Raw genomic sequence first — 17333 nt, 5'->3', positions numbered from 1 at the left:
ACGCCCTCACCTCTGGACGCGTGTCGCCACGCGAGAGTGTGATTCCGCACCCGTCCCGCCGTGCCGACGCGTCGCGCCGGGTGAGACCACTGTTTCCCTGAAGTAGTGGTCCCACCCCGCGCCCGAAGCCACTCCATCAGGGAAACAGTGTGACCCTTCGTGGCGGTGGTGGGTCAGGGCGAGCGGAGTTCGACCAGGGTTACCTGGGGTGGGGCGCCGACCCGGACGGGTGGGCCCCAGAAGCCGGCGCCGTTGGTGACGTAGAGCTGGGTACCGTCGATGGTGGCGTGCCCGGAGACGACCGGCTGCTGCAACCCGACCAGCAGGTTGAACGGCACGATCTGGCCACCGTGGGTGTGCCCGGAGAGTTGCAGGTCGACGCCGTGTTTCGCCGCCTCGTGCACGTTGACCGGCTGGTGCGCGAGCAGTACCACCGGCCGGCTCGGGTCCCGACCACCGAGCGCCGCATCGAAGTCCGGTCCCTGGGCGAAGCCCAGCCCCTCGCCGGCCGGATCGTTCACCCCGGCGAGGTCGAGGACGCCGCCCCGGGCCAGGATCTCCGTACGCCGGTTCTGCAACACCCGCAGTCCGAGCCGGTCCAACTCCACCACCCACTCCTCGACCCCGGAGTAGTACTCGTGGTTGCCGGTGACGAAGAAGCTGCCGTACCGGGACCGGAGGTCGCGCAGGGGTGCGGCGGCGGGACCGAGTTCGCCGACGGTACCGTCGACGAGGTCGCCGACCACCGCCACCAGGTCGGCGTCGAGCCGGTTGATGGTCGCCACGATCCGTTCGGTGTGCGCCCGGCCGGCCAGCGGTCCGATGTGGATGTCGGAGACGGTGGCGATCCGCAGCCCGTCCATGCTCCGGGGGAGCTTGGCGAGCGGGATCTGCACCCGGTCGAGCTGCGGCGGGCCGAGGGCGGTGCGGACGCCGTACCCGACGATCCCGGTCGCGGTGAGCCCGGCGAAGATGGCGGCGCCCCGGGCGAGCAGCAGCCGCCTCCCCGGGTCGTGGCCCGGTGCCGGCGCGTCGGCCTGGACGGCTTCCGGGGCGGGCGCGACTGCCGGCGCGTCGGCCGAGGCGGGCGTGGCGGCCGGGGCGGCTTCCGGGGCGGGCGTGGCGGCCGGGGCGGCTGCCGGTACGACCGCCCGGGTGCGGCGGCGTAGCGCCAGCCGGGTCGCCAGCATCGGGATCTCCAGCACGGCCAGCAGGACGAGCAGGTAGAACATCACGGCCAGCCAGAGGTAGCCCGGCCAGGCCAGCCAGTAGAAGCCCTGGCGGGTGCCGACCAGCGTCGCCGGGGCGAGCAGGGCCAGGATCAGCACAGTCACGCCGCCAGCCCGGCGCCAGCGCCCCGGCCGGGTGGTGTCCCGGACCAGCCGCTTCCACAGGTAGAGGTGGATCAGGCCGGTGACCAGCGTCAACGCCCCCGCGAAGCCGAGCACTCCGAACAACCGTGCCCTCCTCAGCCGCCGGCGAACGGCGGCAGGACGTCGACCGTCGCGCCGACCGGCAGCGGCGCCCGCCGGTCGTGCCAGGCGACACCGTCGACCAGGAAGCTCGCCATCTTGAGTACGCTGGCCAGCCGCTCACCGTGCCGGTCGGCCAGCTCACCGGCGAGCTGGTCGAGGCTGCCGCCGCCCGGCACGGTCTCCTCGGGTACGCCAGCAGCGGCCCGCGCGGCGGCGAAGTAGCGCACTACCAGAGTCGATGTGGAGTCCATCGTCAGCCGCCGATCGCGGACATCGGCCGGGCCGGTTGCAGGAACGTCGGGTCGTCGATGCCGTGCCCGGCCCGCTTGCCCCACATCGCCACCCGCCACCGGTCGGCGAGTTCGTCGTCGGAGGCGCCGCCCCGCAGCGCGGCCCGCAGGTCGGACTCCTCGGTGGCGAAGAGGCAGTTCCGGACCTGCCCGTCGGCGGTGAGCCGGGTACGGTCGCAGTCCCCGCAGAACGGCCGGGTGACGCTGCCGATCACACCCACCCGGGCCGGTCGGCCGACGGTGTCCGTCCAGCCCCGCACCAACCAGGTCTCGGCCGGCGCCCCGCCCCGCTCGGCGGGGTCGGGCAGCAGGGTGAACTCGGCCCGCAGCGCGGCGAGGATCTCCTCGGCGGTGACCATCGTCGACCGGTCCCAGCCGTGCTGGGCGTCCAGCGGCATCTGCTCGATGAAGCGCAGTTGGTAGCCGTGGCTGAGCGCGAAGCGGAGCAGTTCCGGCGCCTCGTCGTCGTTGACCCCGCGCATCAGTACCGAGTTGATTTTCACCGGGGCCAGCCCGGCGGCCACCGCCCCGGCCAACCCGGCCAGTACGGCGTCCAGCCGGGGGCGCCGGGTCAGCTCGGTGAACCGGGTCGGGTCGAGGGTGTCCAGCGAGACGTTGACCCGGTCGAGCCCGGCCTCGCGCAGCGGCCCGGCGAGCCGGTCCAGCCCGATCCCGTTGGTGGTCAGCGAGAGTACCGGCCGGGGCGAGAGCGCGCCGACGGCGGCGACGATCTCCGGCAGCCCGGGGCGGATCAGCGGCTCGCCGCCGGTGAACCGGACCTCGGTCACCCCGAGCAGGCGTACCGCGATGCCGACCAGGCGGATGATCTCGTCGTCGGTCAGCACCTCCGACTTGGGCAGCCAGGGCAGCCCCTCGGCCGGCATGCAGTAGGTGCATCGCAGGTTGCACCGGTCGGTGAGCGAGACACGGAGGTCGGTCGCGACCCGGCCGTACCGGTCGACAAGCCCTCCGACGTCCGGCCGGTCCGCCGACGTCCGGTCCGGCGCTCCCCCGGATCGGACGGGGCCGGATCGAACGGGAATGGTCATCGCTCGACCGTAGCGCGTCAGACCGACAGCGCGGCCCGAGCCGCCGTAGCTACCGCATCCCGGTATGCCGCCCCGAAGAGCGCGGTGTGCACCAGCAGCAGGTGGAGTTGGTGCACCGGGACCCGTCCCCGCCAGCCGTCGGCGAGCGGCCACACCTCCCGGTAGGCGTCCACGATCGTGTCCAGGTGTGGGGCGCCGCCGAAGAGGGCGAGCTGGGCGAGGTCGGTCTCCCGGTGCCCGCCGTGCGCCGCCGGGTCGACCAGCCAGACCCGTCCGTCGGCGCCCCACAGCAGGTTGCCCGGCCACAGGTCGCCGTGGATCCTTGCGGGCGGCTCGGCGCCGCCGTACTCCTCGATCCGGGAGATCACCCGCTCCACCAGGGTGACCTCGGCCGCGGCGAGTGCGCCGTTGTCGACCGACTGCCGCAGGTAGGGCCTGAGCCGGTGCTCGCCGAACCAGACCGGCCACGGGCCGGCGGACGGGGTGTTGTCTTGCGGCAGCGCTCCCACGAAGCCCGGCCAGTCCGCGCCGAAGGTGTCCGCGCCGGCCCGGTGCAGCGCGGCCAGCGCGGCGCCGAACCTCCGGGCCGCCGCCGGGGTCGGGTCGCCCGGCTCCACCCACTCCAGGGCCAGCAGCTCCGGCAGCGCCGCGATCACCTCCGGCACCGGCACCGCGCCGGCCGCGCGCAGCCAGCGCAGCCCGGCCGCCTCGGTGGCGAAGAAATTCTCGGGTACCCGCTCCGCCGCCCCCTCCGGCCACGACTTGGTGAAGACGGAGTTGCCGTCGTCCAGGGTGAGTCGGGTGGCGGTGCAGATGTCGCCCCCGGACACCGGCGTCTCCCGGATCCGCTGGTGGGTGAGGAAGAGCGGAAGCTGCCCGGGATGCGCCCGCAGGTACGCCAGGTCCATCTGGGCAAGGTAACTGTTCGTCGGTTGCTCTTTGCCAACCAGGTGTCGCGGGGCGGCGATCGGGAGTAGATATGAGAACGTGGCCGCCACCGCGATCCGACCGTACCGGCCGGCCGACCATCGGGCCGGCCGGCGGCTCTGGGCCGAGCTGGCCGAGCAGCACCGCGAGCTGTACGAGGATCCGACCTTCGGCGGTGCCGACCCGGGCGCGGCGTTCGAGGAGTACCTGACCCGGCTGGACCTCTCCGGGGTGTGGGTGGCGGAGCGGAAGGACGCCGGGGTGGTCGGCCTGGTCGGGCTGATCATGGACGGCCCGGACGGCCGGATCGAACCGGTGGTGGTGACCGCCCCACTCCGGGGCCAGGGGATCGGCCGGGCGCTGCTCGACCAGGTGGCCGAGGAGGCCCGGCGGCGCGGCCTGGCCCGGCTCACCGTGAAGCCGCAGTCCCGCAACGTGGAGGCGCTGCGCTGCCTGCGCGGCGCCGGCTACGACGTGCTGTCGGCGATCGAGCTGACCGTCGAACTGCGGCCGGGTTCGGGAGCCCGACGTGACCCGATCGAGCTGCACGGGCAGCAGTTCCACACCTGAGCAGCGGCTCTCGCCCTGCGTGACTCGCAGTGGTGAGGCGCGGGCAGATCTGGACCCTGCTGCGTGGTGGTAGCCGGCATCGAGTGTTGGTGATCAGCAACGACGAGTACAACAGCGTCGAAGAACTCGCCATCTGGGCGCTGACCATCGTCCGGGACGTGCCGCATCCAAACCATCTGGTGGTACGCCTGGATGACGACGACCCGCTCGCCGGAGCGTACGTCAGGATCCACAGCGTCATGCAGATCCTGGACCGGAGCACGCTCCGCGACAACCACGGCTTCGTCTCGCACAGCACGATGAGCACTATCGAAACCGCGTTGCGGGAGTTCCTCGAGCTGCCGTAGCAGCGGGGACGTCTCGCGACGCCTCTCAGCGGCGTCCAGCCAGATCGGTGACGAAGGCGTGCCAGGCGGTCGGGGTGAAGGTGAGATTGCCGCCGTCGGGATCCTTGCTGTCCCGGACGAGTACGTGTCCTGGCAGGTTGTCGGCGACCTCGACGCAGTCCCCGCCGTTCGGGGTGGAACGGGTGCTCTTACGCCAGGCGGCGTCGGTCAAGTCCATGACTTTGCCACTTCCGTGAGGAGGTCCAGGGATTGGCGAGCTGGCAGTGCAACTGCGCTGACACTATCCCAGACCTCGTGCAGCGTGGCCACCTGGTTTGGGCTGGTCACCGTCTGCCCTTCCAGGTGGTTGTCCAGGTAGCCGACGTCCTCGGAATCGGTGAAACTGGCGAGCGCCAGCGGACCACCCCAGCCAAGGTGGGCCGGGGCGTCAGCCGGAATGACGCGGATGGTGATATGGGCCGCTCCGCGAGCGTGACGAGGTGTCGGACCTGCTCCGACATGATCTCCGGCTCGCCGCGCCGAAGCGCCAGCTCTTCGGTGATGGCCGAGATGCGAGGTGGATCGGCGCGATCAAGAATGGCCTGCCGGCTCAGCCGGAGCTGGACCTTGCGTTCCAACTCCTCGGGTTGAAGCGGACTACACGAGAGGACCATTCGTGCGTACCGCTCGGTCTGGAAGAGTCCGGGGATCACCAGTGCGCCGTAGAGCCGTAGGGCGGCGGCCTTCTCCTCGTACTCCAGCCAGGGGCGTAACCAGACCGGGGCGAGTTCCTGCTTGACGAAGCTCTCGTAGAAGACCGCCAGCGAGGTACCGAACTTGTTGTCGACGGCCTGGAGATAGTCGATCTTCGCCGGTCGGGTGCCCCGCTCGACGGCGCTGACGTGCTGCGCCGAGAAGTGGACCCGTGATCCCCACTCGTGCTGGCTGAGCCCCTCGACCGCCCTCCGGCGGCCCAATTCCCATAGCAGAAACTCGCTGGCTGACATGCCCATTCGCACTCTCCGACTCTCTACGAGGGGTGCTGGATTCTCTACGCCCGAATACCTCCGCAGCCGGCGACTCCACCTGGCCGCCGCCCATCTTCCCGGGTCGGTTCTGTCGCGTCCAGAGTGGAAGGCAGGCGCATTCGTCCGGACCCACCCACACGATTCCCCCAAAGGACGGGCGGATGTGCGCGGGGGTGGCATCGGGGTGTACGCCACCGACGCCACCCCCGCATCCATCGCATCGCGGCGGACGAAGGACGGCATCATGGAATGGCGATCACGATCAAATCCGGTACACCGCCGGGACTGGCGCCGATTGTGGCGCTGCTGCCGCTGCGGACTCCGCTGGCGATGCCCCGCCTCGACCGCTGCCGCGCCCTCCCCGACGCCGCGCCTTCGGGCCAGGAACTCCCGGTGGTGAGCCGCCGGCCGTACGCCGGGTTCCGGCCGCACACCCCGACCCGCCCGCTGTTCCGCTGCCGGGAGTGCGGCGCACCCTGGCCGTGTCAGCCCGCCCGGCTGGTGCTGCTGGCGATGTATCAGGACGACCGGCACCGACTGGCTGTCTTCCTGGCCGGTCGGCTGCTGGCCGCGATCGAGGACCAGCCCAACCGGCAACCGATCGACCTCGCCGCACGGTTTCTCGGCTGGCTCCCGCCGGCTCCGCCGACATCCGATGCGTTCGGCAGCGGGGCGCGGTTCCCGGCCGAGCAGCGCGACTACCCGGAGTAGCTGTGGATAGCCGGGCGTGTCGTCCACAGGTTGCCGACGGCGGGTACCCGATCGTCGATGCCGGCTCGCCACTCTGCCTGCCATGACCCCGATCGATCGAGCCGTCCTCGCCGTCCGCTCGACCACCGACCTGCTCGCCGCCGTGCCGTACCTGCTGGGTTTCCACCCGGCCGACAGCGTGGTGGTGATCGCGCTGCGCGGCAACCGGGTCGTCTTCGTCGCCCGTGGCGACCTGCCCGGCGCCGGACCGGCGGCCACCGTCGAGGTCGGCGAGGCCGCCGCGCAGGTCGCGGCCGTCGTCGCCCGGCAGCGCGTCGAGACCACGACCGTGATCGGGTACGGCGAGCCGGCCCGGGTCACCCCGGCGGTGGACGCGGTGAACGCCGCCCTCGATCGGGTCGGACTGCCGGTGCTCGAAGCGCTCCGGGTGACCGGCGACCGCTACTGGTCGTACGTCTGCGGAGACGCCGACTGCTGTCCGGCCGAGGGTCGGCGGTTCGACTCCTCGACCAGTCAGCTCGCCGCTGCGGCCACCTTCGCCGGTCAGGTCGCGCTGCCTGACCGGGACGCCCTGGTCCGGCGGATCGCCCCGGTCGACGGCCCGGCCCGGGACGCGCTGCGGGAGGCGGCCAGCAGGGCGGAGTCCCGCCTCGGCACCCTGCTCGACACGGCCCCGCCCGGGGATCCGCAGGGCCGCCGGGCACTCCGCCCAGCCGGCCGCACGGCGGTACGCCGGGCGCTGCACCGGCACCGTACGGGCGGTCAGCTCACCGACGACGAGGTGGCCTGGCTCAGTCTGCTCCTGGTGCACCTGCCGGTCCGGGACGACGCCTGGCAGCGGACCGGTGGCGAGGAGTGGCACCTGGCGCTCTGGACGGACGTGCTCCGCCGAGCGGCACCCGAGCTGGTGCCCGCGCCGGCGGCCCTGCTCGGCTTCGCCGCCTGGCGGGCGGGGCAGGGTGCTCTGGCCAGCGTGGCGGTGGAACGTGCGCTGGAGGCGCAGCCCGACTACTCGTTCGCCCAACTCCTGGCCGAGGCATTGCAGGCCGGGATCGGCCCCTCCGTACTCGACGACTGGCCCGAAGCCGACCCCGACGAGTCGTCGCCCCCTCCCGAGGAGGAATCACCCCCTCCTGGCGACGAGTCACCCCCTCCCGAGGACGAGTCGCTCTCTCCCGGGGACGGGCGGCGATGACGGCCGGGGTGGCGCGCGGTCCCGGGCCGATGAGAGGGCTAGCCAGCGGTGTCTGTGGCGGGAGCCGGGTCGCAGGCGAGCGCGACGGCGAGGCTGTCCTCGTAGACGTGGTGCCGGACGATCAGCCCCTCCTCGACGGTGAGGTGCAGGGCGAATCGGGTGCTGAACCGCTTCCCGGTGGCCCGTACGGTCTGCGCGGTCTCGCCGATCACCACTGCGTCCCGGCCGTCCACCAGGATCCTGTCGATCGCGGCGGAGCCCTGCCCCGGCACGCTGTTCGCCGCCAGGGTCCGATGGTGGTCGACGACGTCCGCCCGACTGGCCCGGGGGCGGATCCACGGCACCGCCGGGTGGGTCTGCTCGGGCCAGTTGACCTTCCAGTCGACCGTCTCGGCATAGAGCGCGGCGGTCCGGTCCGGGTCGCCGGCACCGATCCGGCGCAGCAGTTCCTCGACGGTGGCTCGGGTGTCCATGACGTGCCTCCAGTGCTGATCACGTTTGCCCGTCTAGCCTGCCAGCACCCCCGCGCCCCGGCGATTACCTCACAGGTAGGGCAGGAGTTCCGGGAGCCGGGTGGGCGCACAGGCGGGGCAGCTCGACAGTCCGTACCCGGGACACCCCGCCCTCGCCGGAGGCGGGCACAGGTGCGCGGGTCAGACGGTGATCCGGGTGTCTCCGGCGTACACGTTCATGGTGCCGCCCCGGAGGAAGCCCACCAGGGTCATGCCGGCCTCGGTCGCCAGCTCGGCGGCGAGGGTGCTCGGCGCGGAGACGGCGGCGAGCAGCGGGATGCCGGCCATCCATGCCTTCTGGGTGAGCTCGAAGCTGGCCCGGCCGGAGACCAGCAGCAGATGCCCACGCAACGGCAGCCGCTGTTCCCGGACCGCCCAGCCGATCACCTTGTCGACGGCGTTGTGTCGGCCCACGTCCTCACGGAGCACCACGAGTTTCCCGTCGGCGCTGAACAGCCCGGCGGCGTGCAGCCCACCGGTACGGTCGAAGCCGCGCTGGGCGGCCCGGAGCTGGTCCGGCAGCTCGGCGAGGGTACGTGCCGGCACGGTGACCGGGTCCGTCGACACGTCGTGCCGGGACCGGGTCCGGACGGCGTCGATGCTGGCCTTGCCGCACACCCCGCACGAACTGGTGGTGTAGAAGTTCCGCGCCGGATCGGTGGCCGGCGCCGGTACGTCGTCGGCGAGGACGATGTCCACCACGTTGTAGGTGTTCGGGGTGTCGGTACCGGCGCAGAGTTGCGCGGTGCGTACGTCGTCGGCGGTCCGGATGATCCCCTCGGTGAGCAGGAACCCGATCGCCAGGTCGATGTCGTCCCCGGGGGTACGCATGGTGACCGCCAGCGGGGTACGCCGGTTCGGCCCGGCCGGACCCACCCGGATCTCCAACGGCTCCTCGGCGGCGAGGTGGTCCTGCCGGCGCACCGAGACCCGACCACCCGCCTCGGCGGCGTCCAGGTCTATCCGCAGTACACCCCGCCGACCACTGGCTCGTCCCATGCCCCAATCCTGCCTCGCGGCCCGCCGCCCACGGCCGCAAGCCCCGGTTACCGTTACCCGATGACCGGAACGGGACCGTCCACCGAGCCCGACCGGGCCGAGCCCGACCGGGCCGAGCCCCAACAGGCAGAACCTGAACAGGCCGAGCCCGACCAGGCCGGGTTTGCGGCGGTGGTGCTGGCTGGTGGGGCGGCCCGCCGGATGGGTGGTGCGGACAAGCCTGCGCTGCCGGTGGGCGGTCGCCCGATGGTGGACCGGGTGCTCGCGGCGGTCGCCGACGCCGACCTCCGGGTCGTGGTCGGCCCGACCGGCGACCTACCGGCCGGAGTACGGGCGACCAGGGAGCAGCCGCCCGGTGGCGGCCCCGTCGCGGCGGTCGCCGCCGGCCTTGCTCTGCTACCGGACACACTCCCGGCTGACACCTCCCGCGCAGCCCCGCCCACCCCGTTCGACGCGACGCCCGCCCTGTCCGACGCGCCCGCCCTGTCCGACGGCGGCACCGTCGCGCTGCTCGCCGCCGACCTGCCGCTGCTGACCGCCGACGCGGTACGCCAGCTCCGTACCGCGTTGTCCGGGGCTACCAGCGCCGATGGGGTGGTCTACGTCGACGACGCCGGACGGGCGCAGTTTCTCTGCGGCGTGTGGCGGGTCGCTCCGCTGCGGGCCGCGCTGACCCGACTGGCCGCCGGCCGGAACGGCGTCCTCACCGGTACGTCGATGCGGGCCCTGATCGCCGAACTGACCGTGACCGAGGTGGCGTGGCAGGGGTCGGGGCCGCCACCCTGGTTCGACTGCGACACTGAGGACGACGTACGCCGGGCGGAGGAGTGGATCAGATGAACGCGATGGACCGCTGGGTGGCGGCGGCCTGTGCCGAACTCGATGTCGATCCCGCGCAGGTCGACGTGTCCCAGGTACTCGACCTGGCCCGTGACGTGGCGCACAACGTCCTCCGGCCCGGCGCACCGGTCACCGCGTACCTGCTCGGGCTCGCGGTCGGTCGGGGCGCGGACCCGGCGGTCGCGGCTGCCGCCCTCACCGCCCTCGCCGCCCACTGGCCGGAAAACGGCGGCACCGGGAACGGCGGCACCGGGAACGGCGGCACCGGGAACGGCGAGACCGGCTCCTAGTCCCATCGCCCCGGCTCGTGGCTGAGCACCCGCCGCCAGGCCACGGCGAGGGGGAGCGTGAGTAGCAGGCACACCAGCCCGGACCAGCCGACCGCCGGTACGGCTCCGATGCGTTCGGCGACGACCCCGGCCAGCACCGGGCTCAGCCCGGTCGCCGCGGTGAGCCCGGTGTTCGACAGACCCAGCAGTTGCCCGCGGCTGGCATCCGGAACGGCCGCCGCGAGGAACGTGGTCGCCTGCATGACCACGATCGTGCCGAGCCCGCCGGAGACGACGAACACCGCGATCGACGCGACGAGTCCCGGACGGAACAGGCAGAGCAGCAGCAGCGCGGCGGCGGCCACCGCGAGCGGGCCGACCAGGCGGGCACGCAGGTGGGCTGGTACCCATCGGCCGAACAGGTAGGCGCCGACCACTCCGCCGAGTGGATCGCTGGCCAGCAGCAACCCGACGGTCGTCGAGTCCCCGCCGAGCGCCGCCGCGTACGGGGCGGCCAGGCCCTCGTAGACGGTGAGGAACGCCATCAGCCAGATCAGCAGCGTAAGCGTCCGGACGCCTCGGTCGGCGAAGGCCATCCGGCCGCCGCTGCGCAGTGCGGCCAGCCATCCGCGCGGAACCCGCGCATCGCCCTCTCCCGAGGCGGCGGGCCGGTGCCGCACGCCGATCCGCACGAACAGGGCCGAGGCCGCGAACGTCACCGCGTCCAGCACGAGCGCTGTCGACGGTGTCACCACGGCGAGCAGGAATCCCCCACCGGCGAAGCCGAGCAACTGCGCCGTCTGTCCGGTCATGCTGCGGATCGCCATGCCGACCGCGAAGCGATCGCCGGACAGTACGTGCGGCAGCAGCGACAACTGCGCCGCCTTGAAGACCGGGTTCAGCAGCGAGACCGAGCCCACCAGTACGCACAACGCCCAGAACGGCAGCCCCGGGATCGCCACCAGCAGGATCAGGCCGGCCCGGAGCAGATCGACCACCACCATCACCCTGCGGCGTGGCGCCCGATCCGCGATGCCGGTCAGGAGAATCCCGCCGATCAGGGACGGCGCATAGCTGAGTCCGTAGGTCAGGGCGGTGAGTGCGGCGGAGCGGGTGCTCTGGAAGACCATGACCGACAACGCCACGCGCGCGAACTGGTCGCCACAGACCGACAGCAGTTCCGCGAGCCACACCGCCCGGAATTCCGGAATGCGGAGGACCTCGCGAAAGGTCACCCGGGGCGACGAAACCTCAAGCAATCTGGTCCCATCGTCGATGTCGCGGGCCGGTCCGGTCCTGGGCGACCAACGGCCGACCAGGACCGGAACCAGGCTCCTGCGGATCAGAGTCGGATGAAGCCGTACCTCACTGGTCCTTGGTGCGCATACCAACCTCCTCGTACGGGCCCTGCCGGTCGGCCAGGGCAGCACGAGATTAAGGCGAGTGCGCTTTCATTCCGCTGTCGCCGACCTGTCGCGGCCGCCGCCGGTGTTCGTCGCGCGGAAGTCCACCTCCTCGACCGCGACCAGCAGCCGACCTCGCCGGCTACCCGTCCGGCGGGCTCGTCCGCGACGCCGGCGTGGACCCTTCCGCCGGGGTCGACTCGCGCCGGAGCCGGGCGAGTTCGGTCATCCGCTCGGCCATCCACCGGCACCAGCGGATCCGGGGCGGCGTGCCGGCCAGCGCCAGTTCCAGGGTCGCGAAGGCGCCGAACTGCGGATGGAGTGGATCGTCCGCGTGCCCGGAGAGCAGGTCGGCGTGCTGTGCCTGGAAGTCGTCCAGCCGGCGCTGGTACGTCTCGGCCTCGGCGAGATAGAACTCGCGCATCCCGTCCGGATCGGCGGCGGCCAGCGCGTACGTCTTGAGGATCGCCTCGTCCCGGAAGGCCCGGAGTGCGGGCGGCTCGACCAGCCAGGCGGCCAGCGCCTCCCGGCCGGCGGCGGTGAGGCGGTGGGTCTTGCGCTGCCGTGGGCCCGGCCCGGCCTCGGCGTCGTGCTCGATCAGCCCGCTCGCCGACAGCCGGGCCAGCTCGGGATAGATCTGGCTCTGCTGGGCGGTCCAGTAGTAGCCGATCGGCTTGCGCATCCGCTGGACCAGCTCGTAGCCGGTGAGCGGGCCACGGTGGAGGGCGCAGAGCAGGGCGTAACCCAGCGCACTGACGGTAGCCAAACTGTTATCTCCCGGAGCGGCCCGACTATGTCTATGTTGACATAGTCTCCCGACGAGCAGCCGCACATCGAACGGGGAACTGATGCGCAGCATTGGACGATCCATCCTGGCAGCGATCGCGTTGACGGCGGTCATCGGCACGACCACGGCCTGCGGCGCGGAAGACGACACCGGTACGGAGACCGACCCGGGTGCGTCCCGGGCCGCCCGGCCGGCGGTCTCCCCGGCCCCCGGCGACCACACCCTGGCGATCGACCGGGCCGGCAAGGAACGGACCTGGGCGCTGCACGCCCCGCCCGGGTACCGCCCCGGCACGCCCATCCCGCTGGTGGTCGCCGTGCACGGCACCGGCCAGAGCCCCGAGCGGCTGCGGGACATCAGCGGGCTCGACACCCTCGCGGACACCGAAGGCTTCCTGGTCGCCTATCCGAAGTCGCTGAACAACGAGTTCAGCCGGGCGGCCGAGCAGGGCGACGACGTCAACTTCGTCCGGGCGCTGGTCGACACGTTGGTCAAGGAGTGGTCGGTCGACCCGGCCCGGGTCTACGCGACGGGCTTCTCCTCCGGCGCCGAGATGACGTACGCGCTCGGGGTCGAGGCACCCGAGGTGTTCGCGGCGATCGCGCCGGTCAGCGGGGCCTTCGCCGGTAGCCCGGCCGCCAGTGACCCCAACTACAAGCCGAGCCGACCGGTCTCGTTGATCACCTTCATCGGCCGGGAGGACCGCAGCTCCTCCCGGATGTACGGCGGGCTGTCCCGCTGGCAGAAGAACCTGGGCTGCACCGTCGGGAAGCCGGTCTGGGTCGACGCGGACCGGACGGTGAACCGCACGGCCAGCACCTGCCCGGACGGCAGCCAGGTCGTCGACTACACGGTCAACGGGATGGGTCACGCCTGGCCGTCGGCGACCGGCTACCGGACCGCCGTCGACGCCACCGCCGCGATGTGGGAGTTCTTCGTGGCGAATCCCCGCCGTTAGTGACGATCCCGCCGAAAGGCTCTGCCCCGGGTACCCGGGGCAACCCCTCTACTGTCTGATCGGGGTCCGCACTATCCCGGCCTACCGGTCGGCTGGGTAGGGTGTGCGGTGCCCTACGGACGGAGGCGATTATGGCGGCTGACAACCCTGAGGCGCCGGGGGATGAAGTGACCGAGGGGAACCCGGCCGAGCACTACGAGTCGATCCTTCTCGACGAACCGACCACCGCGGACCTCCGGGTGAAGGTGACCGAGGCGTGGCAGGAGTTCGCCCGGGCCCTCGCCGGCCAACTGCGCAGCCAGCCGACCGGTACGCAGATCGCGCTGACCCTCGACCCCACCGCATCCGGCACCGGGGACGCCGTCTACTCGGTGAGCATCGAGGTCGGCGAGGACGGCCAGATCGATCTGCGGGCGGTGGGCAACGCGGCCCTGCCCCAGGGGTACCGGCTGGATCGGGCCGCGATCGCCGACATGATCGCGCTCGGCTGGTCGCCGCCCGGCGTGGTCGAGGGCTCCGGCGGGCACTTCGGGATGCGGGCCAACACCACCGAGGCGGTCCGGCTCGCCACCACCGTGTCGCGGACCCTGCGCGACGTGTACGGCGCACCACACCCGGCCTTCCTCGTCTTCCTGGTCCACGACGAGGAAGACGAGCCGCTCCCGGTCGAACCGCTCGGCACGGCCCGGCCCGAGGTCGCCGAGGATCCGACCGCCGACCTCGACCTCGACGAGGCGCTGGCGGCGGCCCGGGCGGCGCAGAGCGGCAACGACGCGCTGGCCCTGGAGGAGCGGGTCCGGACGGTGGTCTCGGCGATGCTGAAGTCGTCGGCGGACCAGCTCCAGGTCGACTCCGACGGCGACATCGGCATTCGGGCCGGCTCGGCGATGGTCTTCGTCCGGGTCCGGGACAACCCGCCGCTGGTCGACGTCTTCTCCCCGGTGCTCACCGAGGTCGAGCCGACCGAGCAGCTCTACGTCAAGCTCTCCGAGTTGACCAACCGGATGCCGATCGGCCGGCTCTACTGCACCAACGACACCGTCTGGGCGTCGATCCCGGTCTTCGGGCGGAACTTCCAGGCGACCCACCTGATGCTGGCCGTACAGGTGATGACCGGGCTCGCCGACGAGCTGGACGACCGGCTGCACGGCGAGTTCGGCGGTCGGCGGTTCTTCGGCGAGGGCGACAAGCCGCAGCACCGGGACGCGGGCGAACACCGGACCGGGATGTACCTGTGACCCCTGCCGAGGGCTAGATCCGGATCACGCCGAGAGTGTTCAGGGTGCCGAGGTCGGTCGCCTTGATGGCGCCGTCGGAGACGGTCCAGAGCACCCCGTCGACCATCAGCGAGCGGCGGATCATCCCGCTCGACTCGTTGGTCCGCGCCTCGGCGTGCTCCACCAGCCCCGCCTCGGTGAAACCGCCGTCGCCCACCCGCAGCACCAGTGCGCCGCTGCCGGAGGTGCCCCTGCCGTCGATCCCGGCCGGCTCGTACGTGGTCAACGGCACCACCAGCGTGTTGGTGGCCGGCCAGTAGAGGAAGGCGTGCGGGTCGAACTCGGCCTCGGAGTGGCCGTACCGGACGTGGTGCTGGGCGATCCGGGTCGGCTTGGTCAGGTCGGAGACGTCGAAGAGGGAGACCTGACTGCCCTCGGTCCGCCCCTGCCGGTTCGCCTCCTGACCGACCCCGATCAGCCGCCCGCCCCCGATCGGGTGCAGGTACGACGAGTACCCGGTGATCTTCAGCTCGCCGGTGACCTTCGGCTTCCCGGGATCGCGCAGGTCGACGGTGTAGAGCGGATCGGTCTGCCGGAAGGTCACCACGTAGCCGGTCCCCTCGGCGAACCGCACGCTGTAGATGCGCTCGCCCTTGCCCAGCCCGGTGACCCGGCCGGTCTCGGTCAGCGTCTGCCCGTCGGCGCGCAGCACGTACACGGCGGAACTGGACTTCGGGTTCTGCCCCCAGGTACGCCCGGTGGTGGTGGCCACCCGCAGGTGCCCGTCCCACTCCGAGAGCGCGTACTGGTTGACCAGCCAGCCGGGCACGGTGGCGGCGGTGACGTAGCGGGGGCGGCCCGGGCCGGCGGTGTCGAACTGGTAGATGTCGGTCTGCTCGTCCTTCGGGTCGGGCGCCCGGTCGCCGGCGGTCAGCCCCGGCAGCACCCGCCAGCGCTGGTCGTTGGCGAGATAGAGCCGCGAGCCGTTGCTGTAGACGGTGTCGCCGTCGGCGGCGACCGTCACCGGGTCGCCGTCGCCGAGGGTGGCGGCGCCGAGATCGAAGCTGAGCACGGTGACCAGCGAGGTGCCGGAGTAGACCGCCGGCCGGCTCAGCCGGTCGCAGCCGACCCGCCCGGTGCTGGTCTGCCCACCGGTGCTGGTCTCGTAGCGGGGCAGCCAGGCGTCGATCGGTGCCTGGTCGACGATCTTCCGGTTGGCGGCGAGGCTCTTCTTCTCGTCGGCCGGCCCCGCTCCCTTGTACATCGGGAAGTCGAGCCGGGGCCCGGAGCGGACCACCACCCGGGCGGTCGGGCCGACCTGGCGGGCGTCGACCAGGGCACCGTCGGTCCGGTAGTCGCCGACGATCTTCGGGGCGCCGGCCAGGTCGACCAGGATCAGCCGGGGACCGACGATGGCCTGCTCGTCGATCGGCGGTACGCCGGGCCGGTCCCGCCGGCTCGTCCCGGGCATCGGGCTGCGGAACTCCCGGGCCAGTACCAGCGCCCGGTCGCCGTGCAGCAGCAGGTTGGTCTCGGCCCAGCCGACGTCCGGGCCGGAGTCGAGCTTCAGGCTGCCGGTCAACCGCCGGCTCGCCGGATCGACCACCCGCAGCGTGCCCTGGCTGACCGTCACGATGCGCCGGCCGTCGGTCTTCACCAGGTCCGGCTCGTCCACCCCGGCCTCGTGGGTGTTGGTCCCCGAGTAGCCGGATCCGGCTCCGGACGCGCCGGCGTTGTCGCGTGCGGCCGGCGCGTCGGCACCGGCGGCCCGCTCGGCTCCACCGTCGGTGGCCTGGAACTCCGGGCGGCCCCAGCCACCGCCCGCGAGGCCGTACGGCCCGACGTACGCCTTGGTGGCGGAGCGGAGCCCGGACAGCGCGCTCGCGCAGGAGTCGAAGGCGACCAGCCGCAGCCCGCTGGCGGGTACCCCGGAGTCGCGTGGCGGCGGCGACGGAGTGGGATCCGGCTCGGAGGTGCAGCCGGTGAGCAGCGTGCCGGTCAGCGCCAGGCCGGCCACGAACGCCGTACCGACGGTGGCGCCGGATCGAGTTCCCCGTGCGGGTGTCATGCGCGGTTCGACGCGCCGACCCGCGCCCACGGTTCCCGCCCCGGTGCACGGCGCTGCCGCCCGGTGCCCCGGACGGGCCGGGACTTCGGCGCGTTGTCGGTCCCGGCGGCAGGGGATCCGTCCGGACGGGCGGGGGCGGCGGCGCGTCGTCGGTCCCCGGCGGCAGGGGGTCCGTCCGGAGAGGGCGGTCGCGGTCAGGTCGGGGCGGGTACGACGGTCGGCGAGTCGACCAGCCGGGACAGCACGATCATGCTGCGGGTCGAGGTGACGAAGGGCTCGGCCCGGAGCCGTTCGAGGGCCTGCTCCAGGTGGGCGATGTCGGCCGCCCGGAGGTGCACCAGCGCGTCGGCCTCGCCGGAGACCGTGTAGGCGGCGACCACCTCCGGGTGCCGCCGGGTCGCCACGGTGATCTGGGCCGGGGTGGTCCGGCCGGTGCAGAAGAGCTCCACGAACGCCTCGGTGCTCCAGCCGACCGCCGCCGGGTCGATGACGGTGGTGAATCCCCGGATCACCCCGGCCGCCCGCAACCGGTCGACCCGCCGCTTCACCGCCGGGGCGGAGAGCGAGACCCGGGCGCCGATCTCGGCGTACGAGGCTCGGGCGTCGGCGACGAGCGACGCAATGATTCGCTGGTCTACGCCGTCGATCTGCAACGTTCCGCCTCTCTCAGGCAATGGTTCTGGCTGTTAGTAAACCTGTACCGTACCTA

At 72.4% G+C, this 17333-nt stretch carries 19 protein-coding genes and 1 pseudogene; 8 read left to right on the top strand and 12 right to left on the bottom strand.

Annotation, left to right across the window (positions count from 1 at the left end; all coding sequences use genetic code 11):
• Window positions 1–173: 173 nt before the first annotated feature.
• The 4 genes from Pma05_RS22595 to Pma05_RS22580 are packed head-to-tail and all read right to left on the bottom strand — an operon-like array spanning window position 174 to window position 3722.
• Entirely contained in the window at window positions 174–1457 is a 1284-nt protein-coding gene (locus tag Pma05_RS22595) for a metallophosphoesterase (RefSeq protein WP_203859449.1), read from the bottom strand.
• A gap of 11 nt (window positions 1458–1468) precedes the next feature.
• Window positions 1469–1726 (bottom strand): MoaD/ThiS family protein, encoded by a 258-nt coding sequence (locus Pma05_RS22590; RefSeq protein ID WP_203859448.1) that lies wholly within the window; start codon window positions 1724–1726, stop codon window positions 1469–1471.
• Window positions 1727–1728: 2 nt separating this feature from the next.
• Entirely contained in the window at window positions 1729–2814 is a 1086-nt protein-coding gene (gene moaA, locus Pma05_RS22585; protein WP_203859447.1) for a GTP 3',8-cyclase MoaA, read from the bottom strand.
• Between the two features lie 17 nt (window positions 2815–2831).
• Complete coding sequence (locus Pma05_RS22580) at window positions 2832–3722, bottom strand: fructosamine kinase family protein (protein WP_203859446.1); 891 nt, start codon at window positions 3720–3722, stop codon at window positions 2832–2834.
• A 79-nt stretch (window positions 3723–3801) separates the two neighbouring features.
• Here Pma05_RS22580 and Pma05_RS22575 point away from each other — a divergent pair, with 79 nt between their 5' ends.
• Entirely contained in the window at window positions 3802–4311 is a 510-nt protein-coding gene (locus tag Pma05_RS22575; protein ID WP_239312881.1) for a GNAT family N-acetyltransferase, read from the top strand.
• Window positions 4312–4340: 29 nt separating this feature from the next.
• Window positions 4341–4658, top strand: a complete 318-nt coding sequence (locus tag Pma05_RS22570) for a type II toxin-antitoxin system PemK/MazF family toxin (protein WP_307836879.1) — start codon at window positions 4341–4343, stop codon at window positions 4656–4658.
• 25 nt (window positions 4659–4683) lie between these two features.
• Here the strand turns inward: Pma05_RS22570 and Pma05_RS22565 are convergent, their stop codons facing one another.
• Together Pma05_RS22565 and Pma05_RS22560 are read right to left on the bottom strand one after the other, a co-directional pair.
• On the bottom strand, window positions 4684–4875 hold the full coding sequence (locus Pma05_RS22565) for a DUF397 domain-containing protein (protein ID WP_203859444.1): 192 nt from the start codon (window positions 4873–4875) through the stop codon (window positions 4684–4686).
• A pseudogene (locus tag Pma05_RS22560) lies at window positions 4866–5644 on the bottom strand (helix-turn-helix domain-containing protein). Before Pma05_RS22560 ends, Pma05_RS22565 begins: the two are co-directional and overlap by 10 nt.
• Window positions 5645–5914: 270 nt before the next feature.
• On the opposite strand from Pma05_RS22560, the gene Pma05_RS22555 reads away from it, so the two are divergent.
• Both Pma05_RS22555 and Pma05_RS22550 read left to right on the top strand, forming a co-directional pair.
• Window positions 5915–6376: a hypothetical protein gene (locus Pma05_RS22555; RefSeq protein ID WP_239312876.1), complete on the top strand. Its 462-nt coding sequence runs from the start codon at window positions 5915–5917 to the stop codon at window positions 6374–6376.
• Window positions 6377–6458: 82 nt separating this feature from the next.
• Window positions 6459–7571, top strand: a complete 1113-nt coding sequence (locus Pma05_RS22550; RefSeq protein WP_203859442.1) for a DUF4192 domain-containing protein — start codon at window positions 6459–6461, stop codon at window positions 7569–7571.
• 38 nt (window positions 7572–7609) lie between these two features.
• On the opposite strand, the gene Pma05_RS22545 is transcribed toward Pma05_RS22550, so the two are convergent.
• Both Pma05_RS22545 and fdhD read right to left on the bottom strand, forming a co-directional pair.
• Window positions 7610–8044 carry a nuclear transport factor 2 family protein gene (locus Pma05_RS22545; RefSeq protein ID WP_203859441.1) on the bottom strand — a complete coding sequence of 145 codons (435 nt, stop codon included), beginning with the start codon at window positions 8042–8044 and terminating at the stop codon, window positions 7610–7612.
• Window positions 8045–8224: 180 nt separating this feature from the next.
• Window positions 8225–9082 (bottom strand): formate dehydrogenase accessory sulfurtransferase FdhD, encoded by an 858-nt coding sequence (fdhD, locus tag Pma05_RS22540; protein WP_203859440.1) that lies wholly within the window; start codon window positions 9080–9082, stop codon window positions 8225–8227.
• 60 nt (window positions 9083–9142) lie between these two features.
• Here fdhD and mobA point away from each other — a divergent pair, with 60 nt between their 5' ends.
• Entirely contained in the window at window positions 9143–9922 is a 780-nt protein-coding gene (mobA, locus tag Pma05_RS22535) for a molybdenum cofactor guanylyltransferase (protein ID WP_203859439.1), read from the top strand.
• Window positions 9919–10212, top strand: a complete 294-nt coding sequence (locus Pma05_RS22530) for a DUF6457 domain-containing protein (protein ID WP_203859438.1) — start codon at window positions 9919–9921, stop codon at window positions 10210–10212. Before mobA ends, Pma05_RS22530 begins: the two co-directional genes overlap by 4 nt.
• Here the strand turns inward: Pma05_RS22530 and Pma05_RS22525 are convergent.
• Window positions 10209–11426, bottom strand: a complete 1218-nt coding sequence (locus Pma05_RS22525; RefSeq protein WP_203859437.1) for an MFS transporter — start codon at window positions 11424–11426, stop codon at window positions 10209–10211. The genes Pma05_RS22530 and Pma05_RS22525 overlap by 4 nt on opposite strands.
• Window positions 11427–11736: 310 nt before the next feature.
• Window positions 11737–12360: a PadR family transcriptional regulator gene (locus Pma05_RS22520; RefSeq protein ID WP_203859436.1), complete on the bottom strand. Its 624-nt coding sequence runs from the start codon at window positions 12358–12360 to the stop codon at window positions 11737–11739.
• A gap of 82 nt (window positions 12361–12442) precedes the next feature.
• Between Pma05_RS22520 and Pma05_RS22515 the strand changes: the two genes are divergently transcribed.
• A complete protein-coding gene (locus Pma05_RS22515; RefSeq protein WP_203859435.1) occupies window positions 12443–13339 on the top strand; it encodes an extracellular catalytic domain type 1 short-chain-length polyhydroxyalkanoate depolymerase in 897 nt (298 codons plus the stop codon).
• A gap of 131 nt (window positions 13340–13470) precedes the next feature.
• Window positions 13471–14577 carry a T3SS (YopN, CesT) and YbjN peptide-binding chaperone 1 gene (locus Pma05_RS22510; protein ID WP_203859434.1) on the top strand — a complete coding sequence of 369 codons (1107 nt, stop codon included), beginning with the start codon at window positions 13471–13473 and terminating at the stop codon, window positions 14575–14577.
• A 13-nt stretch (window positions 14578–14590) separates the two neighbouring features.
• Here the strand turns inward: Pma05_RS22510 and Pma05_RS22505 are convergent, their stop codons facing one another.
• Together Pma05_RS22505 and Pma05_RS22500 are read right to left on the bottom strand one after the other, a co-directional pair.
• The gene (locus Pma05_RS22505) at window positions 14591–16624 is read right to left on the bottom strand and encodes a beta-propeller domain-containing protein (protein WP_203859433.1); all 2034 of its coding nucleotides are present in this window, start codon (window positions 16622–16624) and stop codon (window positions 14591–14593) included.
• Window positions 16625–16818: 194 nt separating this feature from the next.
• Window positions 16819–17277, bottom strand: a complete 459-nt coding sequence (locus Pma05_RS22500; RefSeq protein ID WP_203859531.1) for an Lrp/AsnC family transcriptional regulator — start codon at window positions 17275–17277, stop codon at window positions 16819–16821.
• Window positions 17278–17333 lie beyond the last annotated feature (56 nt).

The sequence above is a fragment of the Plantactinospora mayteni genome (assembly GCF_016862935.1).
Classification (GTDB): Bacteria; Actinomycetota; Actinomycetes; order Mycobacteriales; family Micromonosporaceae; genus Plantactinospora; species Plantactinospora mayteni.
This window is presented reverse-complemented; position numbering and strand designations above follow the sequence as displayed.

Bases quoted from the DNA above. Each gene is read 5' to 3' on its own strand.
- Pma05_RS22590 (WP_203859448.1), bottom strand. From the start codon at position 1,726: ATGGACTCCACATCGACTCTGGTAGTGCGCTACTTCGCCGCCGCGCGG.
- moaA (WP_203859447.1), bottom strand. From the start codon at position 2,814: ATGACCATTCCCGTTCGATCCGGCCCCGTCCGATCCGGGGGAGCGCCG.
- Pma05_RS22580 (WP_203859446.1), bottom strand. From the start codon at position 3,722: ATGGACCTGGCGTACCTGCGGGCGCATCCCGGGCAGCTTCCGCTCTTC.
- Pma05_RS22565 (WP_203859444.1), bottom strand. From the start codon at position 4,875: ATGGACTTGACCGACGCCGCCTGGCGTAAGAGCACCCGTTCCACCCCG.
- Pma05_RS22555 (WP_239312876.1), top strand. From the start codon at position 5,915: ATGGCGATCACGATCAAATCCGGTACACCGCCGGGACTGGCGCCGATT.
- Pma05_RS22550 (WP_203859442.1), top strand. From the start codon at position 6,459: ATGACCCCGATCGATCGAGCCGTCCTCGCCGTCCGCTCGACCACCGAC.
- Pma05_RS22545 (WP_203859441.1), bottom strand. From the start codon at position 8,044: ATGGACACCCGAGCCACCGTCGAGGAACTGCTGCGCCGGATCGGTGCC.
- fdhD (WP_203859440.1), bottom strand. From the start codon at position 9,082: ATGGGACGAGCCAGTGGTCGGCGGGGTGTACTGCGGATAGACCTGGAC.
- mobA (WP_203859439.1), top strand. From the start codon at position 9,143: ATGACCGGAACGGGACCGTCCACCGAGCCCGACCGGGCCGAGCCCGAC.
- Pma05_RS22530 (WP_203859438.1), top strand. From the start codon at position 9,919: ATGAACGCGATGGACCGCTGGGTGGCGGCGGCCTGTGCCGAACTCGAT.
- Pma05_RS22515 (WP_203859435.1), top strand. From the start codon at position 12,443: ATGCGCAGCATTGGACGATCCATCCTGGCAGCGATCGCGTTGACGGCG.
- Pma05_RS22510 (WP_203859434.1), top strand. From the start codon at position 13,471: ATGGCGGCTGACAACCCTGAGGCGCCGGGGGATGAAGTGACCGAGGGG.
- Pma05_RS22505 (WP_203859433.1), bottom strand. From the start codon at position 16,624: ATGACACCCGCACGGGGAACTCGATCCGGCGCCACCGTCGGTACGGCG.